At 68.9% G+C, this 14424-nt stretch carries 15 protein-coding genes and 1 pseudogene; 9 read left to right on the plus strand and 7 right to left on the minus strand.

Going from position 1 to position 14424, the window contains the following annotated elements:
* Positions 1 to 159 precede the first annotated feature (159 nt).
* From ABJK26_RS00090 to ABJK26_RS00100, 3 genes are read right to left on the minus strand one after another with little or no spacing between them, the layout of a single operon-like run.
* Positions 160 to 1512 carry an NAD(P)(+) transhydrogenase (Re/Si-specific) subunit beta gene (locus tag ABJK26_RS00090; protein WP_347240134.1) on the minus strand — a complete coding sequence of 451 codons (1353 nt, stop codon included), beginning with the start codon at positions 1510 to 1512 and terminating at the stop codon, positions 160 to 162.
* A complete protein-coding gene (locus tag ABJK26_RS00095) occupies positions 1512 to 1814 on the minus strand; it encodes a proton-translocating transhydrogenase family protein (protein ID WP_234506362.1) in 303 nt (100 codons plus the stop codon). The genes ABJK26_RS00090 and ABJK26_RS00095 overlap by 1 nt, the downstream gene beginning before the upstream one ends.
* Positions 1814 to 2941, minus strand: coding sequence for an NAD(P) transhydrogenase subunit alpha (locus ABJK26_RS00100; RefSeq protein ID WP_347240135.1), 1128 nt, complete (start codon positions 2939 to 2941; stop codon positions 1814 to 1816). The genes ABJK26_RS00095 and ABJK26_RS00100 overlap by 1 nt, the downstream gene beginning before the upstream one ends.
* Before the next feature lie 104 nt (positions 2942 to 3045).
* Between ABJK26_RS00100 and ABJK26_RS00105 the strand changes: the two genes are divergently transcribed.
* Genes ABJK26_RS00105 through ABJK26_RS00115 form a run of 3 tightly spaced genes read left to right on the plus strand, consistent with a single transcriptional unit; the run spans position 3046 to position 5889 of the window.
* On the plus strand, positions 3046 to 3933 hold the full coding sequence (locus ABJK26_RS00105) for a DMT family transporter (RefSeq protein ID WP_347240136.1): 888 nt from the start codon (positions 3046 to 3048) through the stop codon (positions 3931 to 3933).
* The gene (locus ABJK26_RS00110; RefSeq protein WP_347240137.1) at positions 3930 to 4751 is read left to right on the plus strand and encodes a DMT family transporter; all 822 of its coding nucleotides are present in this window, start codon (positions 3930 to 3932) and stop codon (positions 4749 to 4751) included. Before ABJK26_RS00105 ends, ABJK26_RS00110 begins: the two co-directional genes overlap by 4 nt.
* A gap of 1 nt (position 4752) precedes the next feature.
* Complete coding sequence (locus ABJK26_RS00115; RefSeq protein ID WP_347240138.1) at positions 4753 to 5889, plus strand: MFS transporter; 1137 nt, start codon at positions 4753 to 4755, stop codon at positions 5887 to 5889.
* Here the strand turns inward: ABJK26_RS00115 and ABJK26_RS00120 are convergent.
* A complete protein-coding gene (locus ABJK26_RS00120) occupies positions 5874 to 6881 on the minus strand; it encodes a Fic family protein (protein WP_347240139.1) in 1008 nt (335 codons plus the stop codon). The genes ABJK26_RS00115 and ABJK26_RS00120 overlap by 16 nt on opposite strands.
* 192 nt (positions 6882 to 7073) lie before the next feature.
* Between ABJK26_RS00120 and ABJK26_RS00125 the strand changes: the two genes are divergently transcribed.
* Positions 7074 to 8558 (plus strand): YifB family Mg chelatase-like AAA ATPase, encoded by a 1485-nt coding sequence (locus ABJK26_RS00125; protein WP_347240140.1) that lies wholly within the window; start codon positions 7074 to 7076, stop codon positions 8556 to 8558.
* On the opposite strand, the gene mgsA is transcribed toward ABJK26_RS00125, so the two are convergent.
* Positions 8555 to 8929, minus strand: a complete 375-nt coding sequence (gene mgsA / locus ABJK26_RS00130) for a methylglyoxal synthase (RefSeq protein WP_347240141.1) — start codon at positions 8927 to 8929, stop codon at positions 8555 to 8557. The two genes, ABJK26_RS00125 and mgsA, sit on opposite strands and share 4 nt — an antisense overlap.
* Before the next feature lie 22 nt (positions 8930 to 8951).
* Between mgsA and ABJK26_RS00135 the strand changes: the two genes are divergently transcribed.
* Together ABJK26_RS00135 and ABJK26_RS00140 are read left to right on the plus strand one after the other, a co-directional pair.
* Positions 8952 to 9983, plus strand: coding sequence for a M42 family metallopeptidase (locus ABJK26_RS00135; protein ID WP_347240143.1), 1032 nt, complete (start codon positions 8952 to 8954; stop codon positions 9981 to 9983).
* Positions 9984 to 9985: 2 nt separating this feature from the next.
* Positions 9986 to 10303 carry a nucleotide pyrophosphohydrolase gene (locus tag ABJK26_RS00140; RefSeq protein WP_347240144.1) on the plus strand — a complete coding sequence of 106 codons (318 nt, stop codon included), beginning with the start codon at positions 9986 to 9988 and terminating at the stop codon, positions 10301 to 10303.
* Positions 10304 to 10365: 62 nt separating this feature from the next.
* Here ABJK26_RS00140 and ABJK26_RS00145 read toward each other — a convergent pair whose 3' ends face one another.
* Positions 10366 to 11901: a carboxypeptidase M32 gene (locus tag ABJK26_RS00145; RefSeq protein ID WP_347240145.1), complete on the minus strand. Its 1536-nt coding sequence runs from the start codon at positions 11899 to 11901 to the stop codon at positions 10366 to 10368.
* A 66-nt stretch (positions 11902 to 11967) separates the two neighbouring features.
* On the opposite strand from ABJK26_RS00145, the gene ABJK26_RS00150 reads away from it, so the two are divergent.
* The 3 genes from ABJK26_RS00150 (at position 11968) to ABJK26_RS00160 (ending at position 14247) form a co-directional block, all read left to right on the plus strand.
* Complete coding sequence (locus ABJK26_RS00150; RefSeq protein WP_347240146.1) at positions 11968 to 13032, plus strand: prepilin peptidase; 1065 nt, start codon at positions 11968 to 11970, stop codon at positions 13030 to 13032.
* 93 nt (positions 13033 to 13125) lie between these two features.
* Entirely contained in the window at positions 13126 to 13308 is a 183-nt protein-coding gene (locus ABJK26_RS00155; protein ID WP_347240147.1) for a hypothetical protein, read from the plus strand.
* Positions 13309 to 13326: 18 nt separating this feature from the next.
* On the plus strand, positions 13327 to 14247 hold the full coding sequence (locus tag ABJK26_RS00160) for a nitroreductase family protein (RefSeq protein ID WP_347240148.1): 921 nt from the start codon (positions 13327 to 13329) through the stop codon (positions 14245 to 14247).
* Here ABJK26_RS00160 and ABJK26_RS00165 read toward each other — a convergent pair.
* Positions 14201 to 14424 (minus strand): annotated as a pseudogene (locus tag ABJK26_RS00165) (hypothetical protein); the annotation flags it as partial. The gene ABJK26_RS00160 and the pseudogene ABJK26_RS00165 sit on opposite strands and share 47 nt — an antisense overlap.

The following is a 14424-nucleotide window of genomic DNA, read 5'->3' on the forward strand; positions in this document are numbered from 1 at the left end:
CCTGGGGGCCGGGCGATATTACCTGATGGAGTGAGGGGGGTGCGGAATGTGGGATATACACCCGTCGCCCCAATCTTTGCAAGACAAGCCCAGAAACCCCAGGGGAAAACCCCACCGCAAGGCCTGCTTGCGGTGGGGCCGACAAGAGGGCGAGATTACTTAGAGCTTCTTCAGGGTCTGGGCCAGTTCGGTGAGGACCTTCTGCGCGTCCCCGTAGAGCATCCTCGTGTTGTCGGCGTAGAAGAGCTCGTTCTCCACCCCGGCGAAGCCCTTCCCCTGGCCCCGCTTGACCACGATGACGTTCTTGGCCTTGTCCACGTCCAAGATGGGCATGCCGTAGAGGGGGCTTCCCGGGCGGCGGGCGGCGGGGTTCACCACGTCGTTCGCCCCGATGACCACGGCCACGTCCACCGTGGGGAACTCGGGGTTGATCTCCTCGAGGTCCTTGAGCTTGTCGTAGTCCACCCCGGCCTCGGCCAGGAGGACGTTCATGTGCCCCGGCATCCGCCCGGCCACCGGGTGGATGGCGAACTTGACCTCCACGCCGCGGGCCTCGAGGAGGTCCGCAAGCTCCTTCAGCTTGTGTTGCGCCTGGGAGAGGGCCATGCCGTAGCCGGGAACGAAGACCACCTTGTTCGCGTAGGCCAGCATTACGGCGGCATCTTCCACGTCAATGGGCTTGAGGCTCCCCTTGACCTCCCCCGCCTCCTGCTCCACGCCGAAGCCCCCCACCAGGACGCTCCAGACCGAGCGGTTCATGGCCCTCGCCATGAGCACCGTGAGGAGGGTGCCCGCGGCCCCCACCAGGGTGCCCGCCACCATGAGGGCCGGGTTCCCCACGGCGAAGCCCTCAAAGCCCACGGCCATCCCGGTGAAGGCGTTATAGAAGGAGATGGCCACGGGCATGTCGCCGCCGCCGATGGGGAGGGTCATGAGAACGCCGAAGAGGAGGGCCAGGAGGAAGAAGAGGACGATGCTCGCCGTGGCGTCGTTCCAGAGGAGAGAAAGCCCCAGCACCAGGGTGAGGGCCAGGACCAGGGCGTTCAGCACCCTCTGCCCAGGGAAGAGGATGGGGCGGCTTCGCATGATCCCCTGGAGCTTGGCGAAGGCGACGAGGCTTCCCGTGAAGGCCACGCTCCCGATGAGGCCGCCCAGGATGGCCAGGGCCATGAGCCCCGCGTTCTCAAAGGCGCCCTTCAAAAGCTCCACGGCGGCGATGGTGGCGGCGGCGCCCCCACCCATGCCGTTGTAGATGGCCACCATCTGGGGCATGTCCGTCATGGCCACCCGCACCGCCGCCCACCAGGCCACCGCCGAGCCCAGGAGGAGGGCGAGGAGCATGAGGGCGAGGTTCCCCATCCCCGGCCAGAAGAAGGTGGCGAGCACGGCCAGGACCATGCCCCAGCCCGCCCAGACGATGCCGCTTTTGGCGGTGGTAGGGTGGGCCATGCGCTTCAGACCCACGATGAAGAGGATGGCCACCACGAAGTAAGCCGCCTGGATGAGGTCCATCACTGACCACCCCCCTTGCCGGGCTTCTTTTCAAACATCTCCAGCATGCGCACCGTGACCGCGTAACCTCCGGCGGCGTTGGCCGCCCCCAGGACCACCCCCAGGAAGCCGATGAGCTTCTCCAGGCCGGTCTCCGCGTGGCCCAGGACCACCATGGCTCCCACCACCACCACGCCGTGGATGAAGTTGGAGCCCGACATCAAGGGGGTGTGGAGGATCACGGGCACCCGGGTGATGAGCTCGTAGCCCAAGAAGGCGGTGAGCACGAAGATGTAAAGCGCCGACCAGAAGCCAAACTCCATCACGCACCTCCCAACAGGGCCTTGGTGGGCCCGTGCAGGACCTCGCCCTCCTTCATGAGGAGGGCGGCCTGGACGATCTCGTCCTCCCACTTGGGGGCGAACTCCCCCTTCTCCATAAGCAGGCTAGAAAGGTTGAGAAGGTTCTTGGCGTACATCTCCGAGGCGTGCACGGAAAGCTCGCTCGGGAGGTTGAGAGGTCCATAGACCCGTACCCCCCGCACCTCCACCACCTCGCCCGGCTGGGTCAAGACGCAGTTACCCCCAGACTCCGCCGCCAGGTCCACCACCACCGTCCCGGGCTTCAAGCGCTCCACCATGTCCTCGGTGAGGAGGATGGGGGCGCGGCGGCCCGGCACCTGGGCCGTGGTGATGAGGACGTCCATCCCCGCCACGTGGTCGCGCAGGGCCTCGTGCTGGATGCGCTTCTCCTCCTCGGTGAGCTCGCGGGCGTAGCCCCCCTCCCCCTCGGCGCTGATGGGGAGCTCAATAGGCTTGGCCCCCAGGGAGAGGGCCTGCTCCAGGGCGGCTTTGCGCACGTCGTAGGCGTAGACCTGGGCCCCCAACCGCTTGGCGGTGGCGATGGCCATGAGTCCCGCCACCCCCACCCCCATGACCATCACCTTGGCGGGGCGGATGGTGCCCGCCGCCGTGGTGAGCATGGGGAAGAACCGGGGGGAAAGCCTCGCCGCGTGGACCGCCGCCAGGTACCCCGCCACCGTGGCCTGGCTGGAGAGGGCGTCCATGCTCTGGGCCCGGGTGATGCGGGGGATGAGCTCCATGGCGATCACCGTGGCCTTTTGGGCGGCCAAAGCCCTCACCAGCTCCACGTTCTTGTGGGCCTGCACAAAGCCCACCACGATGGCCCCAGGCTCCAAGGCCCGAATCAGGTCCTCCGAAGGAGGCTGAACAGTAAAGAGGAGATTCGCGCCCTTTAGGAGATCTCCTCGCTCCGCAAGCTCGGCCCCGGCCTCCTGGTAAGCCTCGTCGGGGTAGTAGGCCCCCTCCCCTGCCCCTCTTTCCACCCGCACCCTGGCCCCCTGCTTGACCAGGCGGGCCACCACCTCGGGCACCAGGGCCACCCTGCGCTCCCCCGGTGCCCTTTCTTTAGGAACGGCGATGGTCGCCATAGAACCTCCTTCCGCGCCAGTATACCAGCGAGTCCCCGGGCATTTGCCCCTGGAGGTGGCCTGACCCCCTGGTCACCCCCCCGGTCCTATGGCAGAATGCCGCCATGCGGCCTTCCGGCCTAAAGATCGCCGCCGTGCTCCTCTTGGGGATCCTGGCCATCAGCTTCGGGAGCATCCTGGTGCGCCTAGCCTTGGCCGCCTCGGGGGACCGAAGCCTCGCGTTCAGCCTGGTGATGAGCGCAGGAAGGATGGCCCTGGCCGCCCTCCTCCTGGCCCCGGGCTGGGGCAGGCCCCTGGAAGACCGGGCCGGGCTCCCCTGGGCCGTGGGCGCCGGGGTCTTCCTCGCCCTCCACTTCGCCTTCTGGATCACCTCCCTTTCCTACACCTCCGTGGCGGCGAGCACCGCCCTCGTCACCACCAACCCCATTTGGATCACCCTCCTGGGCTGGCTCTTCTTCCGGGAAAAGCCCTCCTTCTTCACCCTCCTCGGGGTAGGGGTGGCCCTCCTCGGGGGGCTTCTCATCGGCCTGGGGGACGCGGAAGGAAGCGGGGGCGCCAACCCCCTCCTGGGGGACGCCTTGGCGGTGCTTGGGGCCTGGGCTGCTTCCCTTTACCTCCTTCTGGGGCGGGAGGCGCAGAGGCGGGGGCTTTCCCTTCTGGACTACGTGCGGGTGGCCTACACCGCGGCGGCCCTCCTCTTGCTTCCCCTGCCCTACCTCTTCGGCGGGGGGTACGGGGGGTATCCCTGGCCCGTGTACCTCTACCTCCTCCTCATGGCCCTCCTGCCCCAGCTCGTGGGCCACACCAGCTTCAACTGGGCCACCCGGCACATCCCCCCGGTCCTGGTGACCCTGGCCATCCTCTTTGAGCCGGTGGGGGCGAGCTTCCTCGCTTACCTCCTCTTCGGAGAGCTTCCCGGGGTGAAGGTGCTCCTGGGGGCCTTGGTCCTCCTCCTGGGGGTGGCCCTGGCCGTGGTGGGGGGTAGGCGGTGATCCCCGTGGCCCTCGCCGCCCTGCTTTGGGGCCTGGGAGGGGCCCTGGCGGGGCGGTTCATGCGGGAGATCCCCCCGGAGGTCCTCATTCCCCTCCGTTTCCTACTGGGCTTCCTCCTCCTCCTGCCCCTCGTCCTCGCCCGCCCGCCCCACCCCGCGGAAGGAAGGAGGCTTCTTGGGGTGGGCCTCGCCCTTTCCGGGGCCCAGGCCTTTTACTACCTGGCCATCCACGCCACCACGGTGGCCACGGGGATCTTCCTCCAGTACTTGGCCCCCGCCCTCCTCACCCTCCACGCCCTCCACGCCCTCCTCAGGGGAGAGAAGCTTCCCGGGAGGGCCCTTTTGGGGGTGGGGCTTGCCCTCCTTGGGGCCTACCTCCTGGTGGTGGGGCCTGGGGGTCTCCAAGGGGGGCCCTTGGGCCTCGCCTTCGGCCTCCTCTCCGCCCTCTCCTTCGCCCTCTACGCCGCCTTCGCCCACGGTCTGAAGACCCCGCCCCTCGTGGCCCTGGGGGTGGCCACGGGGGTGGGGGCCCTCCTCTCCCTCCCCTTCCTCCTCCTCCACCTGGGGGAGGTGCGGGCCCTGGCCCCCGCCCAGTGGGGGGCGGTGGCCTACCTGGTCACCCTGGGCACGGTGGTCCCCTTCGGCCTTTTCCTCTTGGGGGTGCGGACCCTCCCCGCCCGCACCGCCACCCTGGTGGCCATGCTGGAGCCCTTAAGCGGGGCCCTCTTCGCCTGGCCCTTGGCGGGGGAGCCCCTGAGACCCGAGGCCTTCCTAGGCGGGCTTATGATTCTCCTGGGCGTGGCCCTGAACCGGAGGTGATATGGCGGTCCGGGTTTTCCTTCTCTTCACCTTGGGGTATTTCCTCTCCTACTTCTACCGTTCGGCGAACGCGGTGCTCGCCAAGGACCTCTCCCAGGAGCTGGGTTTGGGGCCGGCGGAGCTGGGTTTCATGACGAGCCTCTTCTACCTGGCCTTCGCCTCGGTGCAACTCCCCTTGGGAGGTCTCTTGGACCGCCTGGGGCCCCGCCTGGTCACGCCGAGCCTCCTCCTGGTGGCCGCCTTGGGGAGCCTGGTCTTCGGCCTGGCGCAAAGCTTCGCTCTCCTCGCCCTGGGGCGGGCCCTCATCGGGGTGGGGATGGCCGCGGCCCTCATGGGCTCCATGAGGGCCTTCAGCCTGTGGTTTCCCAAGAACTACGCCACGGTCTCCACCCTCCTCGTGGGCCTCGGGGCCACGGGGGGGCTCCTGGCCGCCACCCCCCTCGCCCTCCTCAAGGAAGCGGTGGGCTGGCGGGGGGTGTTCCTCCTGGGGGCCTTTGTGGTGGCCCTGGTGGCCCTCGCCCTCTACCTGGGGGTGCGGAACGCCCCGCCTGGGGTGGCCTGGCCCAAGGACGGGGGCCCGGGAGGCCTCCGGGAGGTCCTCCGCAACGGGAAGCTCCTCCGGGTGGCCTTCTTGGCCTTCGCCTTCGCCGGAGGGTTTCTCTCCCTGCAGACGCTTTGGGCCGGGGCCTACGCCTACCACCTGGGCCTCGAGGCCGTCCAGGTTGGGAACCTCCTCTTCCTCTACTCGGGGCTTGCGGTCCTGGGGTTTCTCGCCTCGGGCTACCTGGCGGACCGCTTGGGCACGGCCCGGGTCCTCCTCGCTTCGGCCCTCCTCTTCGCCCTGGGCCTTCTTCTCCTCCTCCTCAAGCTCCTCGCCCCGGCCTACGCCCTCCTCGGTTTCTTCGGGGCCTTCAACATCCTCACCCTCACCCAGGCCCGGGAGCTGGTGGCGGTCCACCTGGTGGGCCGGGGCACCACCTTGGTGAACCTCTTCGGCATCGGGGGCACCTTCCTCCTCCAGTGGGGCCTCGGGGTGGCGGTGGGGGCCTTGGGGTACGCCCTGGCCTTCGGCGGGCTCCTCGCCCTCCTCCTCCTGGCCCTAATCCTCTACCTGCCCCTCCTTCAAAGGTCTGGGTGAAAGAGAAGCCGCTGCAGTTCAGCCACCCGCTCCCGCCAGTCAGGCCGGGGAGGGGGGAGCTGGGAAGGCAGAACCGCTGGCCGCTCCCTTGTGCCCAAGAAAAGCCAAGGGTGGGAAAAAGGCCGCTTCTGCCGACCAGAGCGGTACACCAGAAGCCGACCCCGGTTGACCCACACGTAAAGCTGGGGCCGAGGCACGCCCAGATCTTGCGCCACCCCATCCAGGGGCTTCAAGTCTTGCCACTGCATCAGGGCTAAGGCAACAGCCTTTTCCAGCCGGGCCAGGAGGGACTCCCCTAAAAGCGAGGCCAGGGCAACCCAATCCCCCTGGTCCAAAGACCGGATGAGGGCCTGGGGATCGGGAGGGGGAAAACCAGCTTGCAACCCCCGATCCGCCCCCTCCAGGGCCTGGTAGTACCGCTTCCGGTCCGCCTCGTTCAACCCCTTAACTACCAAAGGGGGAAAGCCCTGGTGGATGACCAAATAGTTGAGGAGCAGGCGGCCTACCCTCCCATTTCCATCCCGATAAGGGTGAATAGCCTCAAAAAGGGTGTGGATTTTCGCTATGGCTTCCAGGAACTCCCGTTCTTCCAGAAGGAGCCGGGCCACCCGTACAAAGGCCCTGAGGTACTCCGTGGCCTCGAGGGGAGGGATGACCTTGGCTCCTTGGATGCGGCGCTCTAACCCGTCCGCAGGTCTACCCCGCTCCCGCTCCAGGTGTGTTTCCCTAAAGAGCTGGCCGTGGATGTTGTTGATAAAAGCCAAATCCAGGTGCCAAACCCCCTCCTGAGCGTCCTGGAGCGCCTGCTCGTACACGAACTGAGCGGTGCGAAAGTAGTTAAAAACCTCCGCGGACCCTTTTCGGCCCCTAAGCACCTGGCGCAACTCCCGCTCATCGGCGAAATACCCTTCTATGGCCAAGGAGTGGCGGGTGTCCTCCTGGAGCATGTACAACCACTCTTCGTTAGCCACCTGGATAAGGTCCAGTTTCATTCCGCCAAAGCGGTCCAAAAGGGCGCGCCGCTCCTCCAGGGCCCGGCGGATTTTGTTATATGCCTTCTTGTGGCTCCCCTTCACCTCCGACCATTATAGGTCCATCCAAAGCCTAAAGGTTACCCTTCATCTGGCGTGTTAGCTTAGCCCCCTCATCCCCGAAAACTAACAAGTTTGTGGTAAACTCCCTCCATGCTGGCCCAGGTGCGGAGCTACGCCCTTTTCGGCCTGGACGCGGTTCCCGTCACCGTGGAGGTGGACGTAAGCCCCGGCCTTCCCACCTACGCCCTGGTGGGCCTCCCCGACAAGGCGGTGGAGGAGAGCCGGGAGAGGGTCCGGGCCGCCCTGAAGAACGCGGGCTTCCCCTACCCCCAGGCCCGGGTGGTGGTGAACCTGGCCCCGGCGGAGCTCCGGAAGGAGGGGAGCCAGTTTGACCTGCCCATCGCCCTGGGCCTCCTGGCCGCGCAAGGGGTGGTGCCCCTCGAGGCCCTCTCGCCTTTCGCCCTCGCGGGGGAACTCGGCCTGGACGGGAGCTTGAGGCCTATTCCGGGAGGGGTGAACCTGGCCCTGGGGGCGTTGGCGGAGGGGAAGAAGCTCCTCCTTCCCGAGGAGAGCGCCAAGGAGGCGGCCCTGGTGGAGGGGGTGGAGGTCTTTGGGGCGAAAAGCCTCCAGGAAGCCGTGGCCTTTCTCAGGGGCGAGGAGGCCCTGGACAGGGCCGAGCCCGAGGACCCCTTGGAGGCCCTCGAGGTCCTGGACCTCAGGGACGTGAAAGGACAGGCCAAGGCCAAGCGGGCCCTGGAGATCGCCGCCGCCGGGTACCACCACCTCCTCATGGTGGGAAGCCCGGGCTCGGGGAAGACCATGCTGGCGAGGCGCCTTCCGTTCCTCCTCCCGCCCCTTTCCCGGGAGGCCGCCCTGGAGGTGACCCGCATCCACTCGGCGGCGGGGCACCGGGTGCGGGGCCTCCTGAAGACCCCCCCTTTCCGCGCCCCCCACCACACGGTGAGCTACGCCGGGCTCATCGGAGGCGGGGCCATCCCCAAGCCGGGGGAGGTCTCCCTGGCCCACCGGGGGGTCCTCTTCCTGGACGAGTTCCCGGAGTTTTCCCGGGAGGCCCTCGAGGCCCTGCGCCAGCCCCTGGAGGACGGGGTGGTGACCATCGCCCGGGCCCGGGCGAGCCTCACCTTCCCCGCCCGCTTCCTCCTGGTGGCGGCCATGAACCCCTGCCCCTGCGGCTGGCACGGGGACCCGGAAAGGGCCTGCACCTGCACCCCCCAGGCGGTGCGGCGCTACGCGGGCCGCATCTCGGGGCCCCTCCTGGACCGCTTTGACCTGGTGGTGGAGGTGCCCCGCCTCACCTCCCTGGAGCTCGCCCGCGCCCCGGAAGGGGAGGGCACGGAGGCGGTGCGGGAGCGGGTCCTAAGGGCCCGGGAGCGGATGCTCGCCCGCCAGGGCCGCCCCAACGGGGAGCTATCCGGAAGGGCCCTAAGGGAGCACGCCCGCCTCACCCCCGAGGCCGAGGCCCTCCTCCAAGCCGCGGCCAAGCGGATGCTCCTCTCCGCCCGAAGCTACGACCGCCTCCTCCGGGTGGCCCGCACCGTGGCCGACCTCCAGGGGGCGGAAAGGGTGGAGGAGGCCCACGTGGCCGAGGCCCTGGCCTACCGCAGGGCCCTCTAGGCCAAGGAGCCGAGCCAGGCCAAAAGGGCCTCGGCGGCGGCCAGGTTGGTGGCCAGGGGCACCCCGTGCACGTTGCACACCCGCATCAGGGCCTGGATGTCGGGCTCGTGGGGCTTGGCCGTGAGGGGGTCCTGCAGGAAGCTCACCGCCAGGACCCGGCCCTCCGCCACCCGGGCCCCGATTTGCTGGTCGCCCCCCAAGGGCCCCGAGAGGACCCGCTCCACGGAAAGCCCCGTGGCCTCCGCGATGCGCTTCCCCGTGGTCCCGGTGGCGAGGAGGGGAAAGCGGGAGAGGAGATCCCGGTGCCGCTGGCAGAAGGCCACCATCTCCTCCTTCTTGGCGTCGTGGGCGATGAGGGCTAAGGACCTCATGGGGGCATTGTAAGCTTGGGGCATGGACTACGCGCCCGACCTAGAGTTTCTGGAGAGGCTCCTCCTCGCCGTGGGGCCCTCGGGCTTTGAGGAGGAGGCGGCCGAGGTCTTCCTGGAACGGGCCCGCGCCTTCGCCGAGGCCGAACGGGACCGCCACGGCAACGCCTACGCCCGCATCCACCCCGGGGGGAAGCCCAAGGTCCTCCTCCTCGGGCACCTGGACGAGATCGGGGTCATCGTGAGCCACGTGGAGGAGAAGGGCTTCCTGCGCCTCAAGCCCCTTGGGGGCTGGGACCCCCAGGTCCTGGTGGGCCAGCGCCTGCGCTTTTTGGGCAAGCGGGGGCACGTGCTCGGGGTGGTGGGGCGGAAGGCCATCCACGTGCTGAAGGAAGAGGAGCGCAAGAAGGCGGTGGAGCTCTCCGAGCTCTTCGCCGACATCGGGGCGGGGAGCCGGGAGGAGGCCCTGGAGCACCTCGAGGTGGGGGCGGTAGGGGTCTTGGACCAGGCCCCAAGGCGGCTTTTGGGCGAGAGGCTCGTCTCCAAGGCCCTGGACAACCGCCTTGGGGCCTTCGTGGTGCTGGAGGCCCTGAGGCTCCTCGAGGGCAGGACCTCCGCCGAGGTGGTGGCCGTGGGCTCGGTGCAGGAGGAGATCGGGGCCTACGGGGCGAGGACCGCCGCCTTCCGGGAAAACCCCGACCTGGCCCTGGTGGTGGACGTGCACCACGACAGCGCCACCCCGGGCATGGACAAGGCCCAGGTGGGGGAGGCGGAGCTCGGCCGGGGGGTGGTCCTGGACATCGGCCCCTTCGTGGACAAGGAGGTCTTCCGGGGCCTGAGGCAGGCGGCGGAGCGGGAGGGCCTCCCCTACACCCTCCACGCCCACGGGCGCTGGTCCGGCACCGACGCCGACGAGGTGGCCAAGGTGCGGGAGGGAATCCCCACGGGGATCGTCTCCATCCCCTTGCGCTACATGCACTCCCCCGTGGAGATGGTGGACCTCAAGGACGTGGAGCGGGCGGTGCGCCTCCTCGCCGCCTTCGTGGCGGGGGTGTAGCCGTGCTCACCTTCAAGGAGGCCCAAGAAAGGGTGGACGCCTGGATCTCCTCCTTCCAGGAGGGCTACTTCCCTCCCCTCCTCATGCTGGCCCGCCTCACGGAAGAGCTTGGGGAGGTGGCCCGGGTCCTGGCCCACCGCCACGGCAAGAGGCCGAAGCCGGGGGAGGAGGAAGGGGACCTCGCCGAGGAGCTCGCCGACCTCCTCTTCGTCCTCATCTCCCTGGCCAACCGGGAGGGGATTGACCTCGAGGAGGCCTTCCTCAGGGCCATGGAGAAGTACCGCTCCCGGGACAGCGGGCGCTGGACCAAGAAGGGGTGACCCCGCCCATGGGGGGGCTTGGGCTTCCTGCTGGGGCTTTTCCTCTTTGAAAGCGTGGGCGCCTAGAGGGCGTAAAGCGCCCCGAACTTCCGCTCCAGGTAGTCCAGGAAGGGCCTGGAGCTCGGGGCCTCTCCCGTGACCCGCTCCACCAGGGCCTTGGGGCGGAAGCGGCTCCCCTCGGCGTGGATGCGCTTTCGGCTCCAGTCCAGGAAGGTCTGGAAGCCGCCCCGGGCGAAGAGGGGCTCCAGGGGGCCGAGCTCGGCCTCGGCCTTTTGGAAGAACTGGGCGGCGTAGAGGTTGCCCAGGGTGTAGGTGGGGAAGTAGCCGAAAAGCCCCCCGGACCAGTGCACGTCCTGCATGACCCCGTCCTTGTAGTCCCTGGGGGCCACCCCCAAATAGGCCCGGTACTTCTCCTCCCAAGCCCCGGGGAAGTCCTCGAGGGCAACCTCCCCCCTAAAGAGGGCGAGCTCCAGCTCCAGGCGCACCAGGATGTGGAGGTTGTAGGTGACCTCGTCCGCCTCCACCCGGATGAGGGAGGGCTCCACGGCGTTGACGGCGAAGTGGAAGTCCTGAAGGCGCACGTCCCTCAGGCTCGGGAAGACCTCCTGGGCCCGGGGGAAGAAGCGCTCCCAAAAGCCCAAGGAGCGGCCCACCAGGTTCTCCCAGGTGCGGCTTTGGGACTCGTGGACCCCCAAGGAGACCGCCTCCCCCCTCGGGGTGCCCCAGTGCTCCTTGGGCAGGCCCTGCTCGTAGAGGGCGTGGCCCATCTCGTGGATGGTGCCGAAGATGCCCGCGTTGAAGAAGTCCTCGTAGTAGCGGGTGGTGATGCGCACGTCCCCGGGGCCGATGGCGATCTCAAAGGGGTGGGCGGTGGGGTCCAGGCGGCCGGCCTCGAGGTCGTAGCCGCAGGCCCCAAGGAGCTCCAGGGCGAAGCGCCTCTGGGCCTCGGCGGGGTAGGGGCGGCGGAGGAGGGCGGTGTCGGGCCGTTTCCCGCTTCCCAGGATCCGGTCAAGGAGCCCCTTCAGGCCCTCCTTGAGCTCGGAGAAGAGGGGAAGGAGCTCCCTGGCCCGCATCCCCGGCTCGTACCCGTCCAGGAGGGCGTCGTAAAGCTCGCCGTAGGGCGGGTCCCCGGGGGCCGGGGGGAGGGCGAAGAGGACCTCCGCCTTCTCCTTGGTGAGGGCGTAGACCCGCCTAAGGTAGGGCAGAAAGCCCTGCCAGTCGTTCCTGGGCCTCGCCTCCTCCCAGAAGCTCTCCGCCTCGCTCTCCGCCTGGGCGAGCTCCACGGCGAGCCTCTCGGGGATGGCCCGGGTCCTCTCGTAGGCCTGGCGCCACTCCCGCACATTCACCGCGGCGTCGGAGAGGGGGTCTTGGACCAGGGGGCTTCCCTCCACCTTCGCAAGCCACTCCCCGATCCTGGGGTCGGTCATGCGCTGGTGGAGGAGCCGAGCGAGGGCCGCCATCTGCCTCGCCCGGTGCTCGTGCCCCTTCCTCGGGATCATGGTGCGCTGGTCCCAGGCGGCGAGGGCGCCCAAAGAGGCCAGGTAGGCGGTCTCCCTCTGAAACTCCAAGAGGTTCTGGTAGGCGGTTTCCGGCGTCACGAGGCCATCCTACACCCAAACCCTACAAAGCCCTGTGAAAGCCGGGCCACCCCGTAGAATGCCCCTATGTGGCCTCTCTTCGCCCTGGTCCTGGGCCTTGCGGTGGGCTCCTTCCTCAACGTGGTGGTCCACCGCCTCCCCCGGGGGGAGTCCCTGGCCTTTCCCCCTTCCCGCTGCCCCCACTGCGGCCACCGCCTGGGGCCTTTGGACCTCGTCCCCGTCCTCTCCTACCTCGCCCTAAGGGGGCGGTGCCGCTACTGCGGCCATCCCATCTCCCCCCGCTATCCCGTGGTGGAGGCCCTCACCGGGGGGCTTTTCCTCCTGGCGAGCCTCTTTTATCCCCCGGGGGTGGAGGCTTTCCTCGTCTTCCTCTTCCTGGCCTTTTTGGTGGCCCTCGCCTTCATAGACCTGGACACCTTTGAACTTCCCGACCCCCTAACCTATGGCCTCCTCTTCCTGGGGCTCTTGGCCTCTTGGGCCCTGGGCTTCCCCCTCCCCTTCCGGGAGAGCCTGGACGGAAGCCTCATGGCCGCCGGGGGGCTTGGCCTGGTGGCGGGGTACGGGAACCTCTTCCTTAGGCGCTTTAGGGAGGGCAGGGCCGAGGTCCCCGTGGGGCCCCACCAGGTGCACATGGCGGCCCTCTTCGGGGCGCTTTTGGGTCCGGGGGTGGGGATGGCCCTGGCCTTCCTCGCCTGGGCCCTTTCCGCCCGCACGGGGCGGCCCGTGGTCCTCCCCGACCGGCTCACCCTGCCCCTCCTCCCCCTCGCCCTCCTCCTCGCCCCCACCTTGGGCCTTTCCTTCCTCGAGGCCCTAAGGGGAAGCCTCCTCGCCGCCGGGGGCCTGGCCCTCGCCGGGGGGCTCTACTGGGCCTTCCGGCCCTACCCCGAAGAGGAAGAGGAGCCCGTGGCCCTGGGCTACGGCGACGTGAAGCTCTTGGGGGCCCTTGGCGCCTGGCTTGGGCTCTACGCCTTCCTCGCCCTCTTCCTCGGGGTCTTCGCCGGGGCCCTTTTCGGCCTCCTCTTCCGCCAGAGGAAGCTCCCCTTCGGCCCCTACCTGGCCCTCGGGGGGGTGGTGGCCCTCTTCTTCGGGGAGGCCCTCTGGGAGGCGTACCTGCGCCTCCTGGGCCTTTAGTAAAGGGGGAGCAAAACCCCTTCGCCGGGCTGGCCTACCTCTTCGTGGCCGGGATGGTAGAACGCCCTGGTCTCCCCCGAGGGCCTGGCCTCCTTGGGCACCGGGGCCGAGCCCGGGAAGGCCCCCAAGGAGGAGGCCAAGCGCTGGCGCCTCCGATACCTTGACTTCCGCACGGCCTACATCTACCACCCGAAGGATCCCCAAAGCCGCCTCTACCTGGAGAGGCAGGGGCTTTTCGGGTGGAAGGTGGTGCGGATGGAGTTCCCCTTGGAGTAGGAAGGGTATCCTTCCCCCATGGACCTCACGCCCGTCCTGGCGAGAAGGCGGAGCGTCCGGCGCTTCAAGCCCGCGCCCATCCCCGAGGAGGACCTGGAGAAGCTCCTCTTCGCCCTCCAGCGGGCCCCCACCGACGCCAGCGCCCAGCTCTACTCGGCGATCCGGGTTCGGGACCCAAGGCTTCGGGACGAGGTGGCGAGGCTTTCCGGGGACCAGGACCACATCCGAGAGGCCGCGGAGTTCTTCGTCTTCCTGGCGGACGTCCACCGCCTGGAGCGCCTCCTCACCCATCGGGGGCAGAGGATGGCCTTCTGGCCCCGGACCGCTCTCCACTTCGCCATCCTGGACGCGGGGATCGCCGCCTCCTACCTCGCCCTCACCGCCGAGGCCATGGGCTACGGGGTCTGCTTCATCGGCGGGGTGCTAAACGGGGTGGAGGCCCTTGCTGACCTCCTCGGGCTTCCCCCGGGGGTCTTCCCCGTGGTGGGGCTCGCCGTGGGGGTGCCCGACGAGGAGGGCCCCCCTAGGCCCAGGCTTCCCCGGAGGCTCGTGGTCCACGAGGACCGCTACCGCCCCTACGCCCCGGAGGACCTCGAGGAGGCCTACCGGGCCATGGCCCCCTACAGCCGGGTGGGGGACTGGAACCGGGTCCTGAGGCGCTACTTCGCCGAGGGGGGCACCATGGAGGCCAGGGAAAAGCCCTACGGGAAGGTCCTCTCCCGGCAGGGGTTTGACCCGGACCTGCCCCAAGGGGCCGCTTTCTACTCCCTGGGGGACCTGATCGCCGAAGCCCTGGAGGAGGCCCGGGGAGTGCTCTTCCGCAAGGGGGAGGCCTGGCTGGAGGAGGAGGGCCGGGCCTTCCGGGGCGAGGGGAGGCCGGGGGAGGCCCTCCTCACCGCCCTGCGGAAGGCCCGGGGGGAGGTGCCGGACTGGCCATGACCCGCCTCGCCCCCCGGTAGACCTTCCGGTAGAAGGGGGCCTCGAGGCTCTCAACCACCACCCGGCTCCCGTAGCTACTGGCGTGGGCGAAGACCCCCCGGAAGGGGGCTTTCTGGGTCGGCCCCACCCCCTGGGCTTCCGCAAGCCCCTGGGGGAGCTGATAGAGGTCCAAGCCCA

This window comes from Thermus sp. (assembly GCF_039793865.1).
In the GTDB taxonomy this organism is placed as follows: Bacteria; Deinococcota; Deinococci; order Deinococcales; family Thermaceae; genus Thermus.